This window comes from Thermomonas sp., assembly GCF_025993755.1.
In the GTDB taxonomy this organism is placed as follows: Bacteria; Pseudomonadota; Gammaproteobacteria; order Xanthomonadales; family Xanthomonadaceae; genus Thermomonas.
Map to the genome: position 1 here is coordinate 1 of NZ_JAMQHN010000004.1, position 18,348 is coordinate 18,348.

At 67.2% G+C, this 18,348-nt stretch carries 17 protein-coding genes, 1 tRNA gene and 1 pseudogene; 15 read left to right on the forward strand and 4 right to left on the reverse strand.

The window, feature by feature from the left end; genetic code table 11:
• From Q0X16_RS00175 to Q0X16_RS00195, 5 genes and pseudogenes are all read left to right on the forward strand, one after another.
• Positions 1–397: pseudogene (locus Q0X16_RS00175) on the forward strand (phenylalanine--tRNA ligase subunit alpha); the annotation flags it as partial.
• A gap of 9 nt (positions 398–406) precedes the next feature.
• On the forward strand, positions 407–2,773 hold the full coding sequence (gene pheT, locus Q0X16_RS00180; protein WP_297829288.1) for a phenylalanine--tRNA ligase subunit beta: 2,367 nt from the start codon (positions 407–409) through the stop codon (positions 2,771–2,773).
• 38 nt (positions 2,774–2,811) lie between these two features.
• Positions 2,812–3,114 (forward strand): integration host factor subunit alpha, encoded by a 303-nt coding sequence (locus tag Q0X16_RS00185; protein WP_297829291.1) that lies wholly within the window; start codon positions 2,812–2,814, stop codon positions 3,112–3,114.
• The gene (locus Q0X16_RS00190; protein WP_297829294.1) at positions 3,107–3,463 is read left to right on the forward strand and encodes a MerR family transcriptional regulator; all 357 of its coding nucleotides are present in this window, start codon (positions 3,107–3,109) and stop codon (positions 3,461–3,463) included. The genes Q0X16_RS00185 and Q0X16_RS00190 overlap by 8 nt, the downstream gene beginning before the upstream one ends.
• A 72-nt stretch (positions 3,464–3,535) precedes the next feature.
• Positions 3,536–3,612, forward strand: a tRNA-Pro gene (locus tag Q0X16_RS00195).
• A gap of 134 nt (positions 3,613–3,746) precedes the next feature.
• Here the strand turns inward: Q0X16_RS00195 and Q0X16_RS00200 are convergent.
• On the reverse strand, positions 3,747–4,706 hold the full coding sequence (locus tag Q0X16_RS00200) for a DMT family transporter (RefSeq protein WP_297829297.1): 960 nt from the start codon (positions 4,704–4,706) through the stop codon (positions 3,747–3,749).
• Between the two features lie 295 nt (positions 4,707–5,001).
• Here Q0X16_RS00200 and Q0X16_RS00205 point away from each other — a divergent pair, with 295 nt between their 5' ends.
• The 8 genes from Q0X16_RS00205 (at position 5,002) to Q0X16_RS00240 (ending at position 14,344) form a co-directional block, all read left to right on the forward strand.
• Positions 5,002–6,546, forward strand: coding sequence for a serine hydrolase (locus Q0X16_RS00205; protein WP_297829349.1), 1,545 nt, complete (start codon positions 5,002–5,004; stop codon positions 6,544–6,546).
• Positions 6,547–6,598: 52 nt separating this feature from the next.
• The gene (locus Q0X16_RS00210) at positions 6,599–6,982 is read left to right on the forward strand and encodes a YbjQ family protein (protein WP_297829300.1); all 384 of its coding nucleotides are present in this window, start codon (positions 6,599–6,601) and stop codon (positions 6,980–6,982) included.
• A 12-nt stretch (positions 6,983–6,994) separates the two neighbouring features.
• The gene (locus tag Q0X16_RS00215) at positions 6,995–7,612 is read left to right on the forward strand and encodes a DUF4126 domain-containing protein (protein ID WP_297829303.1); all 618 of its coding nucleotides are present in this window, start codon (positions 6,995–6,997) and stop codon (positions 7,610–7,612) included.
• 136 nt (positions 7,613–7,748) lie between these two features.
• Positions 7,749–10,346, forward strand: coding sequence for a bifunctional aspartate kinase/diaminopimelate decarboxylase (locus Q0X16_RS00220; protein ID WP_297829352.1), 2,598 nt, complete (start codon positions 7,749–7,751; stop codon positions 10,344–10,346).
• Positions 10,347–10,361: 15 nt separating this feature from the next.
• Positions 10,362–11,741 (forward strand): UDP-N-acetyl-alpha-D-muramoyl-L-alanyl-L-glutamate epimerase, encoded by a 1,380-nt coding sequence (gene murL / locus Q0X16_RS00225; protein ID WP_297829306.1) that lies wholly within the window; start codon positions 10,362–10,364, stop codon positions 11,739–11,741.
• A gap of 4 nt (positions 11,742–11,745) precedes the next feature.
• Entirely contained in the window at positions 11,746–13,140 is a 1,395-nt protein-coding gene (gene murD / locus Q0X16_RS00230; protein ID WP_297829354.1) for a UDP-N-acetylmuramoyl-L-alanine--D-glutamate ligase, read from the forward strand.
• Positions 13,141–13,241: 101 nt separating this feature from the next.
• Entirely contained in the window at positions 13,242–14,018 is a 777-nt protein-coding gene (locus tag Q0X16_RS00235; protein WP_297829308.1) for a dienelactone hydrolase family protein, read from the forward strand.
• A gap of 17 nt (positions 14,019–14,035) precedes the next feature.
• On the forward strand, positions 14,036–14,344 hold the full coding sequence (locus Q0X16_RS00240; RefSeq protein WP_297829311.1) for a hypothetical protein: 309 nt from the start codon (positions 14,036–14,038) through the stop codon (positions 14,342–14,344).
• Positions 14,345–14,372: 28 nt separating this feature from the next.
• Here Q0X16_RS00240 and Q0X16_RS00245 read toward each other — a convergent pair whose 3' ends face one another.
• On the reverse strand, positions 14,373–15,362 hold the full coding sequence (locus Q0X16_RS00245) for a polyprenyl synthetase family protein (protein WP_297829314.1): 990 nt from the start codon (positions 15,360–15,362) through the stop codon (positions 14,373–14,375).
• Between the two features lie 142 nt (positions 15,363–15,504).
• Here Q0X16_RS00245 and ssb point away from each other — a divergent pair, with 142 nt between their 5' ends.
• The gene (gene ssb, locus Q0X16_RS00250) at positions 15,505–16,029 is read left to right on the forward strand and encodes a single-stranded DNA-binding protein (protein ID WP_297829317.1); all 525 of its coding nucleotides are present in this window, start codon (positions 15,505–15,507) and stop codon (positions 16,027–16,029) included.
• 109 nt (positions 16,030–16,138) lie between these two features.
• On the forward strand, positions 16,139–16,636 hold the full coding sequence (locus tag Q0X16_RS00255) for an acyl-CoA thioesterase (RefSeq protein WP_297829320.1): 498 nt from the start codon (positions 16,139–16,141) through the stop codon (positions 16,634–16,636).
• Between the two features lie 79 nt (positions 16,637–16,715).
• Here the strand turns inward: Q0X16_RS00255 and Q0X16_RS13290 are convergent, their stop codons facing one another.
• Positions 16,716–17,366 carry a C40 family peptidase gene (locus tag Q0X16_RS13290; RefSeq protein ID WP_345780271.1) on the reverse strand — a complete coding sequence of 217 codons (651 nt, stop codon included), beginning with the start codon at positions 17,364–17,366 and terminating at the stop codon, positions 16,716–16,718.
• Between the two features lie 377 nt (positions 17,367–17,743).
• A complete protein-coding gene (locus Q0X16_RS00265; RefSeq protein WP_297829323.1) occupies positions 17,744–18,292 on the reverse strand; it encodes a C40 family peptidase in 549 nt (182 codons plus the stop codon).
• Between the last annotated feature and the right edge of the window lie 56 nt (positions 18,293–18,348).

Below are 18,348 nucleotides of genomic sequence, written 5' to 3' on the forward strand. Positions count from 1 at the left end.
GACCCACACGCCGATGTTCCATCAGGTCGAAGGCCTGCTGGTCGACGAAAGCGCCAGCTTCGCCGACCTCAAGGGCACTTTGTCGGAGTTCGTGCGCGCCTTCTTCGAGCGCGATTTCGAAATGCGCTTCCGCCCCAGCTATTTCCCCTTCACCGAGCCTTCGGCGGAGGTGGACATCGCCTGGCAGCAGCCCGATGGCAGCAGCCGCTGGCTGGAGGTTCTGGGCTGCGGCATGGTCCACCCGAACGTGCTCAGGAGCGTGGGCATCGATCCGGAGAAATACACCGGCTTTGCCTTCGGCCTGGGCGTCGAACGCTTCGCCATGCTGCGCTATGGCGTGGACGACCTGCGTTCCTTCTTCGACAACGACGTGCGCTTCCTGCGCCAGTTCGCCTGAGGTGGCGCGATGAAATTTTCCGAAAACTGGCTGCGCCAGCACGTCAGGACTTCCGCCAGCCGCGATGCACTCGCGGCGACGCTGACGGCCATTGGCCTGGAAGTGGAAGAACTCACTCCGCTTGGCGAGGCGCTGGACGGCGTGGTGGTGGCGAAAATCCTGTCCGCCGAGAAGCATCCGCAGGCCGACAAGCTGCAGGTCTGCCAGGTCGATGCCGGGAAGGGTGCGCCGCTGCAGATCGTGTGCGGCGCGCCGAACGCGCGCGCGGGCCTGGTCGCACCGCTGGCGACCATCGGCACGACGGTGGGCGCGCTGACCATCAAGGCCGCGAAACTGCGCGGTGTGGAATCCAACGGCATGCTGTGCTCGGCGAAGGAGCTGGGCATCGACGCCGACGCCTCGGGCCTGCTGGAACTGCCGGACGATGCGCCGGTGGGCAAGCCGCTGGCCGACTACCTCGGCCTGCCCGATGCCAGCATCGAACTGAAGCTCACCCCCAACCGCGCCGACTGCTTCGGCGTGCGCGGGATTGCCTTCGACGTGGCCGCCGCATTCGGCTGCGAGGTCGAACCGCTGGATACCGAGGCAGTGCCCGCCGTCATCGACAGCGCGGTGCCGGTGGAACTGAACGCCGGTGGCGATGCGCCGCGTTTCGTCGGCCGCGTGATCGAGGGCGTGAACCCGGCGGCGCGTACCCCGCTGTGGATGGCGCAGCGGCTGGTGCGCAGCGGCGTGCGCCCGGTCAGCTTCCTTGTCGACGTCACCCAGTACCTGATGCTGGAGCTTGGCCAGCCGATGCACGCCTACGACCGCGACCTGCTCAAGGGCCCGGTCGGCGTGCGCCATGCGCGCGCTGGCGAGGCCGTGACGCTGCTCAACGGCGACGAAGCGAAGCTGGACGATGGCTTCCTCGTCATCACCGACGCCGACCGGGTGATCGGACTGGCCGGCATCATGGGCGGCAACGACACCAAGGTGGGCGAGGCGACCCGCAACGTGCTGCTGGAGGCCGCGCATTTCGCGCCTGCGGCGATCATCGGCCGCAGCCGCAAGCTGGGCCTGCATACCGATGCCGCGCACCGTTTCGAGCGTGGCGTGGATCCGGAACTGCCGCGCATCGCCATCGAGCGTGCGACCCGCCTGATCCTGGACATCGCGGGGGGCAAGCCCGGGCCGGTGCAGTCAACCGAACTGCGCGCGCATCTTCCGCAGCCCAAGGTCATCGCGCTGCGCCGCGCACGGCTGGCGCGGGTGCTGGGCACGCAGGTGGACGACGCCGAAGTGGCGCGGATCCTCGGCGCGCTCGGGCTGGCGGTGGAGGCCGCGGACGATGGCTGGAGGGTGGCAACGCCGGCGCGTCGCTTCGACCTGGCCATCGAGGAAGACCTGATCGAGGAAGTGGCGCGCATCCACGGCTATGACACCATCCCGACCACGCTGCCGGGCGGTTCGACGCGGCTGGTCGCGCCCAGCGAAAGCCGCAGCAGCGAACACGATGTCCGTCGCCAGCTGGTGGCGCGCGACTATCTGGAAGCGATCAATTTTTCTTTCGTCGATCGCGCGCAGCTCGAAGTCTGGGGTCTCGATGCAACGAGCGTGGCGCTGGCCAATCCGCTCAGCGTCGAACTCGGGGTGATGCGTACCAGCCTGCTGCCCGGGCTCGCGGCCGCGCTGGCACGCAACGCCGCCCGCCAGCAGCCGCGCCTGCGGCTGTTCGAACTGGGGCGCACGTTTGCCGCGGCAGAGGCACCGCTGGAAACCCGGCGGATCGCCGCAGTCGCCTGCGGCGACGCGAACGCCGAGCAATGGGGACTGGCGGCGCGAAAGGTCGATTTCCATGATCTTCGCGGCGACCTCGACAGCCTTGCCGCGCTGTCCGGTGCGCAGCTCGAATACCTTCCAGCGCAGCGCCCGTTCGCGCACCCGGGCCGCAGCGCCGATGTCCTGCGCGATGGCGTTGTCATCGGCTGGATCGGCCAGCTGCACCCCTCGCTGCAGGACGCGTTGGGCATCGAGGCTTCGGTGTTTGCCTTCGAACTCGATCTCGACGCGCTGGTGGCACGCGCGCTGCCCCGCGCCAGGGCGCTGTCGCGCTTCCCCTCGGTGCGCCGCGACCTTGCGTTCGTGGTGGCCGAGGCCGTGTCCTGGAACGAGATGCGGACGACGGCGCTCGCGGCCGGCGGCGCTCTGCTGCGCGAGGTGGGCCTGTTCGATCGCTATATCGGGAAAGGCGTCGGAGAAGGCTGCAAAAGTCTCGCCATGCGCTTGATTTTTCAGGATGATTCGCGCACTCTGACCGAGCAGGATGTGGAATCCGCGGTCGCCAGCGTCGTGGCGGCGCTGGGTGAGAAGCACGGCGCGGCGATTCGACGTTGACGGGCTGGTGCCGCAGGCCGTTGTGACAGGGGAGAGGAATGGCGTTGACCAAGGCGGATATGGCCGAGCAGCTCTATGAAGAGGTCGGTCTGAACAAGCGCGAGGCGAAGGAATTCGTCGAGGCGTTTTTCGGTGGCTTGCGCGAAGCGCTGGAGCAGGGCAGCCAGATCAAGCTGTCCGGCTTCGGGAACTTCGACCTGCGCCGCAAGAATCCCCGCCCGGGCCGCAATCCCAAGACCGGCGAAGAGATTCCGATTACCGCGCGCACCGTCGTAACCTTCCGCCCGGGCCAGAAGCTCCGGGCGCGGGTCGAGGCCTACAGCGGGAACAACCATGCTTGATCCGGGGAGCAATCGCGAGCTTCCGCCGATCCCCGCCAAGCGCTACTTCACGATTGGCGAGGTCAGCGAGCTGTGCGACGTCAAACCGCACGTGCTGCGCTACTGGGAGACCGAATTCCCCAGCCTCGAACCGTCCAAGCGCCGCGGGAATCGCCGCTACTACCAGCGCCACGACGTGCTGATGGTGCGCCAGATCCGCAGCCTGCTCTACGAACAGGGCTACACGATCAGCGGCGCGCGGCTGCGTCTGGAAGGCGACGACGCCAAGCAGGAATCCGCCCTGAGCGCGCAGATCGTGCGCCAGGTGCGCGGCGAACTGGAAGAGGTGCTGCAGATCCTGCGGCACTGACGGTCGGCTTGCCAAGCCGTTCGGCGCGGCATGGGGAAACCGTCCGCGCATTCGCTATAATTGCAACGAACTCGGGGTATAGCGCAGCCTGGTAGCGCACTTGTCTGGGGGACAAGTGGTCGTCGGTTCAAATCCGGCTACCCCGACCATTTCCTTTAAAATCAACGACTTGGGTCTTGCAATTCGGGCCGTTTTTCATTGCGGCCCTTTCGCAACCTGATGGCGATCCTGATCGGACCGGCGGAAACCCCTGCGCAAGATCCGAGACCTTGCGGCACCTGCTTCATTCCACCAGTTGCCTCGACTCGCTGATGCCGAGCATTTCGACGTGCTCGTCGGCCGGACCGGGTTTGCGGCGGCCGGCGAGGAGGCCTTGGGCGAACACGACGGCCAGGATGATCGCGACGCCGAGATAGAAGCGGGTGTGCAGTTCATGCTGTTCGTCGAACAGGATGGCTGCGAGGATGATGGCGTAGATCGGTTCGAGGTTCACCGAAAGCTGGGCGGTGAAGGCCGACAGGTGGCGCAGCGCGACCAGATACAGCGCATAGGGCAGCAGGGTGCAGGCCAGCGCAAGCAGCAGCAGCCAGAGCATGTCCGGCAGCGAAGGCAGGACCAGGAGCGATCCGGCGAAGGCCGGCACCAGCGTCGGCATCAGCGGCGCGAGCAGGGTCAGCAGCAGGGTTCCGGTGCCCAGTTCCAGCGCGGTGACTGTCAGCGGATCGCCGGCATCGACCATGCGCTTGTTGAGCGAGCCGAAGGTGGCCACGAAGAATGCCGACACCAGGCCAACCGCAATCCCGACATGCATGCCTTTCGGCACGCCGCCCACCACCAGCCAGATGCCCGGAAGCGACAGCAGGCCAAGCGCGAGGTCGCCGGGGCGAAAGCGCTGCCGGGTGAGCAGCGGCTCGATCATGGCGGTCATCGGGGTGGCGAAAGCCATGCAGGTGGCGGCGACCGAGGCGTTGGCCAGCTTGATCGCGCCGTAGAAGGTCAGCCAGTGCAGGGCGACCAGCATGCCGATGCCGGCGTAGGCCAGCCGCGTCCCCGCCGGCAGTGCCGTCAGCCCGCGCCAGACCCGCGGCAGAAGTGCGAGCACCACTGTCACCAGCAACATTCGCCACCAAACCAGCGGCAGTGCGGGCAGGGTGATGAGTTTGCCGAGGATCGCGGTGAATCCCCACAGCAGGACGCAGAAGTGGATCTGCCAGAGTGCGCGTCGGGTGTCTTTGGCCGTCATGTCGCGCATTATCAGCCCAGGGGCACCGACATGGGCCGCGAATACATCGATTACCTGCACGATCTGTTTTCGGCGTTCGCGCCGATCACCACGCGACGCATGTTCGGCGGATATGGCGTTTATCGCAACAACAATTCGCGGCCAGGCGCCCGCGGCGGCATACTTCATCAGTTCGATTCCGGAGTCCTCCATGCGCATCGCACCGCTGACCTTCGCCCTGACCGCCTTCCTGACCATGCTGGCGCCGTCGCCGTCGTGGTCGCAGCAGGCGCCGCCTGCCAGCGTCAGCGACACCATGGTGCCGCTGTCGGCGCAGCTTCCCGATGCGGCGCGGTTGGCGCAGTTCGACGACTTTGTCGCCCGCGTGCAAAGGCAGTTCAATGTGCCGGGCGTGGCGGTGGCCATCGTCGCCGATGGCAAGGTCGTCATGGAGCGCGGCTACGGCGTGCGCGAGCTGGGCAAACCGGCGCCGGTGGACGCCCACACGCTGTTTGCGATCGCCTCCAACACCAAGGCGTTCACGGCCGCAGCGCTGAACATGCTGCAGGACGACGGCAAGCTCAAGACCACCGATCGCGTGATCGACCACCTGCCGTGGTTCCGGATGAGCGATCCCTATGTGACGCACGAAATGCGCGTGCGCGACCTGCTGGCGCACCGCTCCGGCCTGAGCCTGGGCGCGGGTGATCTGCTGTACTGGCCGACCACCACCTACACCACCCGTGAGGTTGCCGAACGACTGAAGGATGTCCCATTGACCGGCGGTTTCCGCGAGCAGTATGCCTACGACAACATCCTGTTCGGCGTAGCCCAGCTGGTGATCGAACAGGCTTCGGGAATGCCCTACGAACGGTTCCTGCAGACCCGGATCTGGAACCCGCTGGGCATGAACGACACCCGCTTCAACAGCGACGACCTGCGGCCCGGCGACAACGTGGCGGTCGGCAACGCGCTGTACGACTTCAAGGATCTGCGCCCGGTCGCCGTCACCAGCTGGCGCAACGTCTCCGGGGCGGGCGGAATCTACTCCAGCGTCCACGACATGACCAAGTGGATGAATGCGCAGCTGGCCGGCGGCGTCTATGCCGGTTCCGGCGACAACGCCCGGCGGCTGTTTTCCGAACAGCGCCAGCGCGAGATGTGGACGATGCTGACGCCCATTCCGGTGCGGCCGTCGCCGATTCCCGCATTGGCCGATGCCACGCCCAATTTCTACGGCTATGGACAGGGCTGGAATCTGTCGGATTACCTCGGCAATCGGATGGTCTGGCATACCGGCGGCTGGCCGGGCCAGGTGTCGCGCCTGACCCTGCTTCCCGGCAAGAAGATCGGCGTGATCGTGCTCACCAGTGCCGAAGTCGGCGCCGCGTTCAACGCGATCACCTATGAGGCGCTGGACATGATGCTCGGCAATACCGGCCATGACTGGCTGCAGGGCTATGCAGAGGCGGTCGCCCGGGCGCAGGGCAACGCCGACGACAGCTGGCAGAAGCACCTTGCCGCACGCGACGCCTCGAGCCGGCCCTCGCTGCCGCTGGCGCGCTACGCCGGCACCTATCGCGATCCCTGGTATGGCGACGTGGTGATCCGGCAGGGCGCGAAAGGGCTGGAGCTGCAGTTCGCCAAGACCGCGCAACTGCTGGGCGACATCAGCCACTGGCAGCACGACACCTTCATCGTGCGCTGGCGCGACCGCAGCCTGAACGCCGATGCCTTCCTCAGCTTCACGCTCGATCCCGACGGCAAGATCCGCGAGCTGCGGATGGAGCCGATCTCGCCGCTGACCGACTTCAGTTTCGATTTCCAGGATCTGCGGTTGGTGCCGGTCGGGGACAAGTGATTCGCGTAGAGTCGAGTCAGGGTTTTCCAGCACAGTTTGACAAGGAGTACCGATGACGGATCCCTACAACTCCGGCACGGTTCAGGCCGGCATCATCCCGCTGGACGATTCGATGGTGACCACGATGCAGGAGCTTCCCGGCTATCGCGTCGTTCGCAATCTGGGGCTGGTGCGCGGGATCGTGGTGCGGTCGCGCTCGGTGGTCGGCAATTTCATTGGCGGGCTGCAAACGCTGTTCGGCGGCAACATCACGATCTACACTGAACTGTGCGAGCAGGCGCGCTTCGAGACCTATCGCGACATGGTGCAGCACGCCCGCCGCCAGGGAGCCAACGCCATCGTTGCGGTGCGTTACGACGCCACCGAGATCATGACCGGGCTGACCGAAGTGCTGTGCTATGGAACGGCGGTCGTGGTCGAGCCGATCGACCGCTGACTGGAGGCGGCCATGAGCGAGGCGCAGCTGTTCGCGATCGGCTTGCTGCTGGCGTGGCTGGCGGGGATCCGTGCGTACCTGACCGTCTTCGGCGTGGGCCTGGCCGGCGCGCTGGGTTGGGTGGAACTGCCGTCGGCGCTGCAGGCCACGCAGTCGCCGTGGGTGCTGGGCACCTGTGGCGTGCTGGCGGCGGTGGAGTTCTTCGCCGACAAGATCCCCGGCGTGGATTCGGTCTGGGATCTGTTGCAGACGCTGGCGCGGATTCCGGCGGGCGCCTTCCTCGCTGCAGCGACCCTCTCGCCGGACGGTCAGCTGGGCGCGGGCGTGCTGGCGCTCGGCGGCGGCGCGGCGCTGCTCAGCCATGGCCTGAAGTCCGGCGTGCGCGCGCTGCTCAACACGTCGCCCGAACCCTTCAGCAACGGGGTCGTGTCGCTGGTCGAGGATGGGCTGGTGGTGGGCGCGTTGGCCCTGGCCATCGCCCATCCGTGGCTGGCGCTGGGTTTCGGGGTGGGCTTGAGCTTGCTGCTGGCGCTGATCGTGTGGATGCTGTGGCGCTGGACCTGGCGTGGGTTGCGCTGGCTGGGTCGGGCCGTGTCTTCCACGCCGGCCGACGACCGGGCGGTGCGATGACGGTTCGCCGAGGTTCGGGTGGATGGGCATGACGAGATGCCATGCCGCACTGCCGCCGACCTGGCCGACGTTGCCCTAGAATTGCGGGATTGCCGCACGCGCGGACCTCCCTTCTTTTCTCGATCGACTGATGTCCATTTCGACTGTTCACGCGCCGCGCTGGCTAGTGCTCAAGTTCGGCGGCACCTCGGTGTCCGCGCGTGCGCGCTGGGACAACATCGGCAAACTCGCCTCCGGGCGCGCCCGTGACCACGATGCGCGGGTGCTGGTGGTGGTGTCGGCACTGTCGGGCGTCACCAACGAACTGACCGCGATCGCCGATGGTGCCGCCGACAGCGCGGAGCGGGTGGCTCGGCTCGAAGCGCGCCATCGCGAATTCGTGACCGGACTGGATCTGGACGCCGATGCGGTGCTGGGCGAACGGCTTGCAACGCTGCGCGGGTTGCTTGCCGATCCGCGCGCGGCAACGCGCCCGCTGGATTGGCAGGCCGAGGTGCTGGGGCAGGGCGAACTGCTGTCGTCGACGATCGGCGCGGCCTACCTGTTTGCGCAGGGCCTCGACATCGGCTGGCTGGACGCGCGCGATTGGCTGGTCGCGCTGCCGCCGCAGCCCAACCAGAGCGCGTGGTCGCAGCGGTTGTCGGTGAACTGCCAGTGGCAGGCGGAGGCTGGCTGGCGTGAGCGACTTGACGCACAGTCAAACCGGCTGCTGATCACCCAGGGCTTCATCGCCCGGCATTGCGATGGCGGCACCGCGATCCTCGGGCGCGGCGGCTCGGACACCTCGGCGGCGTACTTCGGCGCCTTGCTGGGCGCGCGCCGGGTCGAGATCTGGACCGACGTGCCCGGCATGTTCAGCGCCAATCCGCGTGAAGTGCCGGATGCCCGCCTGCTCACCCGGTTGGACTATTACGAGGCGCAGGAAATCGCCACCACAGGCGCCAAGGTGCTGCACCCGCGTTCGCTGCGGCCCTGCCGCAACGCCGGTGTGCCGATGGCCATTCTCGACACCGAGCGCCCGCATCTGCCCGGCACCAGCATCGACGGCGCCGCCGAACCGGTGCCGGGGGTGAAGGCCATCAGCCGCCGCAACGGCATCGCGCTGGTGTCGATGGAAGGCATCGGCATGTGGCAGCAGGTGGGCTTCCTGGCCGACGTGTTCGCGTTGTTCAAGAAGCACGGGTTATCTGTGGACCTGATCGGTTCGGCGGAAACCAACGTGACGGTATCGCTGGATCCGTCGGAGAACCTGATTTCCACCGACGTGCTGGCGCGCTTGTCGGAAGACCTCGCGCAGGTGTGCCGGGTGAAGGTGATCGCGCCGTGCGCGGCCATTACCCTGGTCGGTCGCGGCATGCGCTCGCTGTTGCACAAGCTGCAGGATGTGTGGGCGATGTTCGGGCGCGAGAACGTGCACCTGATTTCGCAGTCGTCCAACGACCTCAACCTGACCTTCGTGGTCGACGAGGCGGTGGCCGACGGCATGTTGCCGAAACTGCATGCGGCCCTGATCGATTCCGGCGCGATGCCGGTGCACGAGAGCGACGTCTTCGGCCCGCGCTGGCGCGAGATCGAGGGCACGTTCCGGAGACGGCCGACGCCGTGGTGGCGGTTGCCGGAGTCGCGCCATGCCTTGCTGGACCGCGCTGCGGACGGCACTCCGCGCTACGTCTACGATCTGGCGACGGTGCGCGCGCGCGCGCGCCAGCTCAAGGCGGTGGCTGCGGTCGATCGCCGCTACTACGCGATCAAGGCCAACGCCCATCCGGCGATCCTGCGAACGCTGGTCGAGGAAGGTTTCGGACTGGAGTGCGTGTCGCTGGGTGAGGTCGAGCGCGCTTTCGCGGCGCTGCCGGAACTGGCGCCCGAGCGCGTGCTGTTCACGCCCAGCTTTGCGCCGGTCGAGGAATACCGACAGGCGCTGGCACTCGGGGTGACGGTGACGGTCGACAACGTCGAACTGCTGTGGCGCTGGCCGGAGGTGTTCCGCAACCGCGCGCTGTGGCTGCGGATCGACCTGGGCCATGGCGATGGCCACCACGAAAAGGTCAACACCGGCGGCAAGGAAGCCAAGTTCGGGCTGTCGGCGCAGCGCGTCGATGAATTCACCGAGGCCGCGCGCGCGCTGGGCGTGCGCATCACCGGCCTGCACGCGCACCTCGGCAGCGGCATCGAGACGGTGGGGCACTGGCAGGAAGTGGTCGATGAACTGGCCGGCTTCGCGCGCCGGATCGGCAGCGTCGAGGTGCTCGACATCGGCGGCGGCCTGCCGATTCCCTATACCGACGACGACGAGCCGTTCGACCTCGACGCCTGGGGCAAGGGACTGGCCGGGATCAAGGCCGTGCATCCGGCGTTCCAATTGGCGATCGAACCCGGCCGCTTCCTCGTGGCCGAGGCCGGCGTGCTGCTGGCGCGCTGCACCCAGGTGGTCGAAAAGGACGGGGTGGTGCGCGTCGGGCTGGATGCCGGGATGAACGCGCTGATCCGGCCCGCGCTGTACGACGCCTGGCACGACATCGCCAACCTGTCGCGGATTGAATCGAATGCGCTGACCGACTTCGACGTGGTGGGGCCGATCTGCGAGTCCAGCGACGTGTTCGGGCACCGGGTCAAGCTGCCGGAGGCGACCGCGCCGGACGACGTACTGCTGATCGCCGACGCCGGTGCCTACGGTTTCACCATGGCCAGCGTCTACAATCAGCGCGCGCTTCCGGAGGAAGACGTCCTGTAGCGGACGCGGACCGACATGACCGACTGGACCTTTCAACGCGACCGTATCCGCTGTTTCCGCTTCGTGCGCTGCGCTTTCGATGCCGGCACCGGCGTGGCGCGGCTGGTCTATGCCTTCGACGACGGCCCGGAGCTGACCGAAACCATCACCGTGCCGGGTGCGCCGTTCGCCCTCGAACCGCGGCGCGCGGCAGCGATGCAGCGCGCATTGCAACTGCTGCACCTGATTGCCGGGGTGAGCTATTACAAGGCGGCGGTGCCCGAGGACATCCGGATCGAAGGCGAGGGCATCGACGCCGGTACTGCGGCGTTGCTGGAAACCGTCTATCGCAATGGACTGGGCGAATTCGCCTACCGCAACGGGCTGGAACTGCGCGACAGGATTCGTTTTCCCGTTGCCGACATCCCTCCTGCCCATGTAAGCGAGGGAGAGGAAGCGAAGACGCTCGCGCTTCGCCCGCACGCGCTGGTGGCCATCGGCGGCGGCAAGGATTCGCTGGTCAGCATCGAGGCGCTGCGCGCCGCCGGCGTCGAGCAGACTGTCACCTGGATCGGCGGCTCGCAGCTGATCGCCGCCTGCGCGGCACGCACGGAGTTGCCCACGCTCAACATCGGCCGCCAGCTCGCGCCGCAGCTGTTCGATTTCAACCGGCAGGGCGCGTGGAACGGGCATATCCCCGTCACCGCGGTGAACTCGGCGATCATGGCCTTCGCCGCGATCCTGCTGGGCGTGGATCAGGTGGTGTTTTCCAACGAGCGTTCGGCAAGCTACGGCTCGCTGATCCCCGGCACCGGCGAGGTCAACCACCAGTGGTCGAAGGGTTGGGCGTTCGAATCGGCGTTCGGCGACTACCTGCGCAGTCACGTGGCGGCTGATCTGGACTACTACTCGCTGCTGCGTCCGCTGAGCGAGCTGGCGGTGGCCCGGCAGTTCGCGAAGTCCGACCGCTACGACGGCTGCTTCTCCAGCTGCAACCGCAACTTCCACATACTCGGCGAGCGCCCCACCAGCCGCTGGTGCGGCGTCTGCCCGAAATGCCTGTTCGTGTTCCTCGCGCTGGCGCCGTTCCTGCCCAAGCTGCGGCTGGTCGGCATCGTCGGGCGCAATCTGCTGGACGATCCGGCGCTGATTCCCGGCTTCGATGCGCTGCTTGAATACGAGGACTACAAGCCATTCGAATGCGTGGGCGAGGGCCGCGAATCGCGCGCGGCGATGGCGGCGCTGGCGCAGCGGCCGGAGTGGCGCGAAGACGTGGTGGTCAAGCGCTTCGCGGCGCTGATCGCTCCCAAGCTGGACCCGGACGCGCTGCGGATCGAACCGCTGTTGGCGCTCGATGACACGCACCGCATTCCCGCCGCGCTGTGGGAGCGCTTGCGTGACCGTTTCGCTGCCTGAGCCTGTGCGCATCGCCGATCTGTCCGGGCGACGGGTGGCGCTGTGGGGCTGGGGGCATGAGGGCCACGCCGCCTATCGCGCGCTGCGTGCGCGTCTGCCGGAATTGCCGCTGACGCTGTTTTGCAATCCCGTCGAAGCCGGCCAGGCCGCGGCGCTGGGCGATGCACGGCTGTCCATCGAGACCGCCGTCGATGGGGAACGGCTGGCGCAGTTCGATTGCGTCGTCAAATCCCCCGGCATCAGCCCGAACACGCCGGAGGCCGTGCTGGCTACGCAGCGCGGCACGTGTTTCATCGGCGGCACTGCGCTGTGGTTTGCCGAACGCGCGCAGGACGACACGATGACGCGCACCGCCTGCGTCACCGGCACCAAGGGCAAGAGCACGACATCTTCGCTGCTGGCGTACCTGCTGCGTGCAGCCGGGCTGCGCACCGCGCTCGCCGGCAACATCGGCGTTCCGCTGCTGGACTTGCTGGACGACCGGGCCGATGCCTGGGTCATCGAGCTGTCCAGCTACCAGACCAGCGACGTGGCCGTCTCCGGCGCGCATCCGCAGGTGGCCATCGTCACCAACCTGCATCCCGAACACCTCGACTGGCACGGTAGCGAGCAGCGCTACTACGCCGACAAGTTGGCGCTGGTGACCGCGGCGCGGCCGCGCGTTGCCGTGCTGAACGCGGCCGACCCCCTTCTGGCGGCGCTGCGCCTGCCCGACAGCGAGATCCGCTGGTACGGCGATGCGCGCGGCTGGCATCTGCGCGGCGATGCGCTGTACCACCGCGATGCGTTCGTGATGGACACGGCGGCGATGCCGCTGCCCGGCCGCCACAATCGCAGCAACCTGTGCGCGGTGCTCACCGCGCTGGAAGCGTTCGGGCTGGACGCGGTGGCGCTGGCGCCACGGGCGGCCGGTTTCCAGCCCCTGCCCAATCGTCTGCAGCCGCTCGGCGAACGCGACGGCGTGCTCTACGTCAACGATTCCATCAGCACCACGCCGATGGCGACGCTGGCGGCGCTGGAACTGTACGTGGATCGTCCGGTTGTGGTGCTGGTCGGTGGCCACGACCGTGGCTTGCCCTGGGAGGAATTCGCCGAGGCGATGCGCGCCCACGCGCCGAAGGCCGTCGTCACGATGGGGCAGAACGGACCGCGTATCCACGACCTGCTGGCGCCGCTGGCCGGGCGTAGCGGCTTTCTTCTCGAAGCGGCGGCCGACCTTTCCGACGCGGTGGCCAAGGCGCGTGCGGCACTGCCCGAGGGCGGCGTAGTGCTGCTGTCGCCGGGTGCGCCCAGCTTCGGCCCGTATCGCAACTACATCGAGCGTGGCCGCCATTTCGCGCAATTGGCCGGCTTCGACCCGGACGCGATTTCCGGGATTGCAGGAATGGGGATCGCGTAGTTTTTCCGGCTCCCGGCGTCGCCCCGGAGCCATTCCCGGGATTCACGCCGGTTGAACCTGCGACCCGTAGCGTAGTCGTGTCATTCCACCGGAGCCGCGCCATGCGACGTATCCTTTTCGGACTGGTCCTGATGCTGCTGGCATTGCCGGGGATGGCGAAGATGCAGACGAAAGCGGTCGAATGGCACGTGGGCCACGATGCATTCAGCGGCTACGTGGTCTATGACGATGCCGGTCCTGCCCACCGGCCCGGACTGCTCATGGTGCCGGACTGGTACGGCGTCACCGCGTCGGCCCTGGACAAGGCGCGCCAGCAGGCCGGGCGCGAGTACGTGGTGTTCGTGGTCGACATGTACGGCAAGGGCAAGCTGCCGGCCGGCGACCAGCAGGCCGGGGAGTTGGTGGGCGCGCTGCTGGCGCAACCCGAGGTCATGCGGGCGCGGATGGCGGCTGCGCTGGCGGCGTTCAAGGCGCAGGCCGGGACGGTGCCCCTGGACGTGGCGCGCATCGGCGCGTTCGGATTCTGCTTCGGCGGTTCCTCGGTGCTGGAACTGGCGCGCAGCGGCGCGCACCTGGCCGGCATCGTCACCTTCCACGGCGGGCTGAAAACGCAATCGCCCGCGGCGTCCGGTGCAGTCAAGACGCCGCTGCTGGTTCTGAACGGCGCGGCCGATGCCAGCCAGAAGGACGCCATCGTTCCGTTCGAGCAGGAAATGGATCGCGCCGGCGCCGACTGGACGTTCGTCAACTTCGGCGGTGCGGTGCACTGCTTCGCGCTGGAAACCGCCAACCGGCCCGGCTGCAAGTACGACCCGCGCGCCGCCCGCCGCGCCTACGCGATGATGCACGCGTTCTTCGCGGAACGGTTCGCGCGCTGACCGGAAGGGAAGTGGCCATGCTTGCTGCCGCAACGCTCGTTCTGGTCCTGCTGTTCGCAGTCTGGTTCTATCTGCTTTACCGCTTCCATGTGACGCTGGACGCGGTCGATCCCGCGCTGTCGCGGGAAATCGGCAAGCCTTCGCTGTTCTGGACGGCCTGGAACGGGCATACCCATCTGGTGCGTCTGATGCGGCGCCGGGATCTGGCCGACGGACGCCATGCGCCGCTGGCCGGGCAGGCGCGATGGCTCAGGATCTGGGCGATCGCGCTGCTCTTGGCGATGGCATGGGTTGTCTGGGCCTATCTGCAGGCGCCGGCCGTTTGAGCCGTCGTTTCGGGCGAACCGCGACCCGTCAGTGATCCCGCGCCAGCGCGTAGCGCGCCAGTCCGCGCAACGCGTCCGTGAACGGGTTCTCGGGAATTCCGTCCAGCGCCAACTCGGCGGCGTCGGCATGGGCCCGCGCCCGTTGCCGGCTGTATTCCAGGCTGCCGCAGTGGTGGATCGCCGCCTGCGCCGTGACCAGGCCGTCGCGGTCGCCGTGTTCGATGATCCGGCGCAGCGTTTCGCGCACGTCCGGTTCGGAATTGGCCATCGCGTGGATCAGCGGCAGCGTGGCCTTGCCTTCGGCGAGGTCGTCGCCGAGGTTCTTGCCCAGCGTGGCGGCGTCCGAGGCGTAGTCGAGCACGTCGTCGGCGATCTGGAAGGCATAACCCAGATTCAGGCCGTAGTCGTGGAGCCGCGTCTGCACACGGGTATCCGCGCCGGCCAGCAGCGCGCCGAGGCGGGTGGCGGCCGCGAACAGGATCGCGGTCTTGCGCTCGATGACGCGCAGGTAGGCGGCTTCGTCGGTGTCCGGGTTGTGGACGTGCAGCAGCTGCAGGACCTCGCCCTCGGCGATGGTATTGGTGGTGTCGGCGAGGATGCGCTGCACCTCCATCGACCCCAGTTCGACCATCAGCTGGAAGCTGCGCGAGTACAGGAAGTCGCCGACCAGCACCGAAGTGGCGTTGCCCCAGACCGCGTTGGCGGTCTGCCGCCCGCGCCGCAGGTCGGACTCGTCCACCACGTCGTCGTGCAGCAGGGTGGAGGTATGGATGAATTCGATGACCGCAGCCAGCTGGTGCGCGTCGGGGCCACGGTGCCCGAGCGCGGCGGCGGTAAGCAGCAGCAGCAGCGGACGCAGGCGTTTGCCGCCGGCACCGATGATGTACTCGGCGACCTGGTTGATCAGCACCACGTCCGAGGCCAGGCGGCGGCGGATCAGCGCGTCCAGCGCCGCCATGTCGGGGGCGGCCAGGGTCTGGATCGAATTCAGGTCGGAAAATGCGGGGCTGGCTGGCATGGGAAAGCTCGGATTCGACCGCCCAGTATAAGGAATGCGGCATTTTCCGACCCGGATTTGCGGGTTTTGCCGGCTGCGCTGGCCGCCCGGCTATACTTCAATGATGACGCCCGATCGGGGCGATACGAGACAAGGAAGAGCCATGGCGCGCGGCGTGAACAAGGTGATTTTGATCGGCAATCTGGGCAACGACCCGGACGTGCGTTCCACGCAAGGGGGCACGACCTTTGCCACGTTGAGCATTGCCACGACTTCGTCGCGCAAGGATCGTGAAGGCAATTGGCAGGAGAAGACCGAGTGGCACCGGGTCAAGATCTTCGGCAAGACGGCGGAGACGGCCAGGATGTATCTGTCCAAGGGCAGTCAGGTCTATATCGAAGGCCACATCGAGTACGGTTCCTACGACAAGGACGGCGTCAAGCACTACACCACCGACATCATCTGCGACGAGATGCAGATGCTGGGCGGTCGCGGAAGCGGTGGCGGTGAGGGCGGCGGCGGAGGTGGATACCAGCGTGGCGGCGCCTCCCAGGAAGGCGGCTACCAGCGCGGTGGTGGCGAACGTCCGCAGCGCAGGGCCCCTGCGCCGCGCAGCACGCCCGACCCGACCCCCGCATCCGACTTCAGCAACGACGTGCCGTTCGGGGATGACGACATACCGTTCTAGCGCATCAACCCTCGATACCCTCAGCGTGTCCGGCACTGAGCGATCACGCTCCGGTTATCCTTGGGAGGAAGCGTGACCTGACCGTCGCGCCGATTCGAGCGAGGACAGCGTGAGTGGACAGCAGCGGCAGTTGACCCTGAGCTTCCTGGCCGAGCCATCGGACGTGAACTTTGGCGGCAAGGTTCACGGTGGACAGGTGATGCGCTGGATCGATCAGGCCGGCTACGCCGCTGCGGTCGGCTGGAGCGGTTGCTACAGCGTGACGGTGGCGGTGGGCGGCATCCGCTTCGTCGCGCCGATCCATATCGGTGATCTGGTCAGCGTGAATGCCACCCTGATCTTCACCGGAACCACCTCGATGCACTTTGCCGTGGACGTGCGCGCCCGCGATCCGGGCGCCGATGCCGGCAGCGTTCGCCTGTGCACCCACTGCGTGATCGTGTTCGTGGCGATGGCCGGCCCCGAGGGTTCGCCGACCGCCGTGCCGGCGTGGATGCCGCGAACCGACGAGGACCGGTGGCTTGCCGAATACGCCCAGCAGATCATGGCGTTGGGCAAGGATGTCGAGCAGACCGTGGCGCGCTATCGGCAGCCGGACGGTCGATGACTGGAAATCGGCGGGCCTTGGTCTGAAACGGAAGACGCCGCCCTGAGGCGGCGTCCTGCAGCGGAGCCTGTAGCCGAACTCAGCTTCCGACCGCCAGACGCCGGGCCGAGAGGAACTTCTGCGCCCAGTAGCCGCTGGCCAGGCTGGAAACGGTGACGTCGCGGCCGGTGCGCGGGGCATGCAGGAACTTGCCGTCGCCGATGTAAATGCCGACGTGATCGACGTGGCCACGGCGACCGAAGAACACCAGATCGCCTTCGGCCAGCGCGCTGCGGTCGGTGACGGGAGTGCCTTCGCCTGCCATCGCGCGCGACATGCGCGGCAGGTCGATGCCGATGGTGCGGAACACATAGCCGACGAGACCGCTGCAGTCGAAACCGCTTTCGGGCGAAGTGCCGCCCCAGCGGTACGGGGTGCCGAGCAGGGTGAAGGCGCGTTGCATCACCGTCCGCACCAGCGAGCGGTCATTGCTTGCGGTGGCCTGAGGCTGCGCGGGCTGGATCGCGCGCGCCGCTTCCGGCGCAGCCACGGCGGCGGTCAGGCGCGGGGCGGGCAGTTCCGGGGACAGCGCAGGCACCGTGGGCGCAGCGGCCAGAGTCGGGGTCGATGCAACGACGGCCGGCCAGGGCGCCAACGCCGGAGCAGCGGAGGACGCGTCCGGAGTCGCGGCGGTGGCCGTTGCCGTGGCAGTTGGCTTGGCCGGGGCTTCGGCGGTCAGCTGGGTTGCCATGGCCGGCATCCAGGCAATTGCAAGCAGCAAGCCCGAGAGTGCGAGGTACGCGCCCTTGGCAGGGCGACCGGGATGGATGTGTGGCTGTGGATTTGATTTCACGCAGTCATCACTTTGAAAAAGCAGGGTGCACTATGCCGGCGGCCGTCCGGCGAAGGGTTCAATTTTCGTTATTTCAAAGAAAAATGAATGGGTTAAATCGTGAATTTCACCAATTCATTTACATGAATGGGTGAAATTCAAGCTTGGCAGTGGCCGGACCTTGGCCGGGTTTGCGTTGGAACTTTAGCCCGCCGGCAAGTGGAAAAACGCTTCGCCTTCAGAGCGACCACTCTGAGGTGCAATGGCCGCAGCCCAGTGCAGCGGAGCGACGCCCTTCAGAACAGCAACCGTCGCGCCCCGCTGTAGTGGTCGCGCCACCAGGCCCCGTCAAGCCGATCCAGTCGCACCGTGCCGCCGCTGCTGGGAGCGTGGACGAAGCGGCCCTCGCCCACGTAGATGCCGACGTGGCTGACCTGGCCGCCGCTGCCGAAAAACACCAGGTCGCCGCCGGCCAGTTGTTCGGGCTGGATGCGCGGGCCCTGCAGCTGGATCAATTCCTTCGTGGTGCGCGGCAGGCGCATGTCGAGCATGTCCCGATAGACATAGTTGACCAGACCGCTGCAGTCGAAGCCGCCTTCGGGCGTGTTGCCCCCCCACTTGTAGGGCGTGCCGACAAGGCTAATGGCGCGGATCAGCACGGCGTTCGCTTTTGCGGGATCGGCGGGGGCAACCAACGGCCATGCCTGCCTGCCGGTCACCGGGCGAGGTGCTTCGGCGACCTGCCTGCCGCCGAAACAGCCTGCCAGCAGGAGCAGCGATGGCAAGAGCAGCGCGCAGCGTCGATAATGCGCGTCCGGTCGCTGGTTGCAGTCGGCTGGTTTCATTCCACGCAGTGTCGGCCCATTGCACCACGCCGGCAAGCGCCAACCGATGGCAGGAG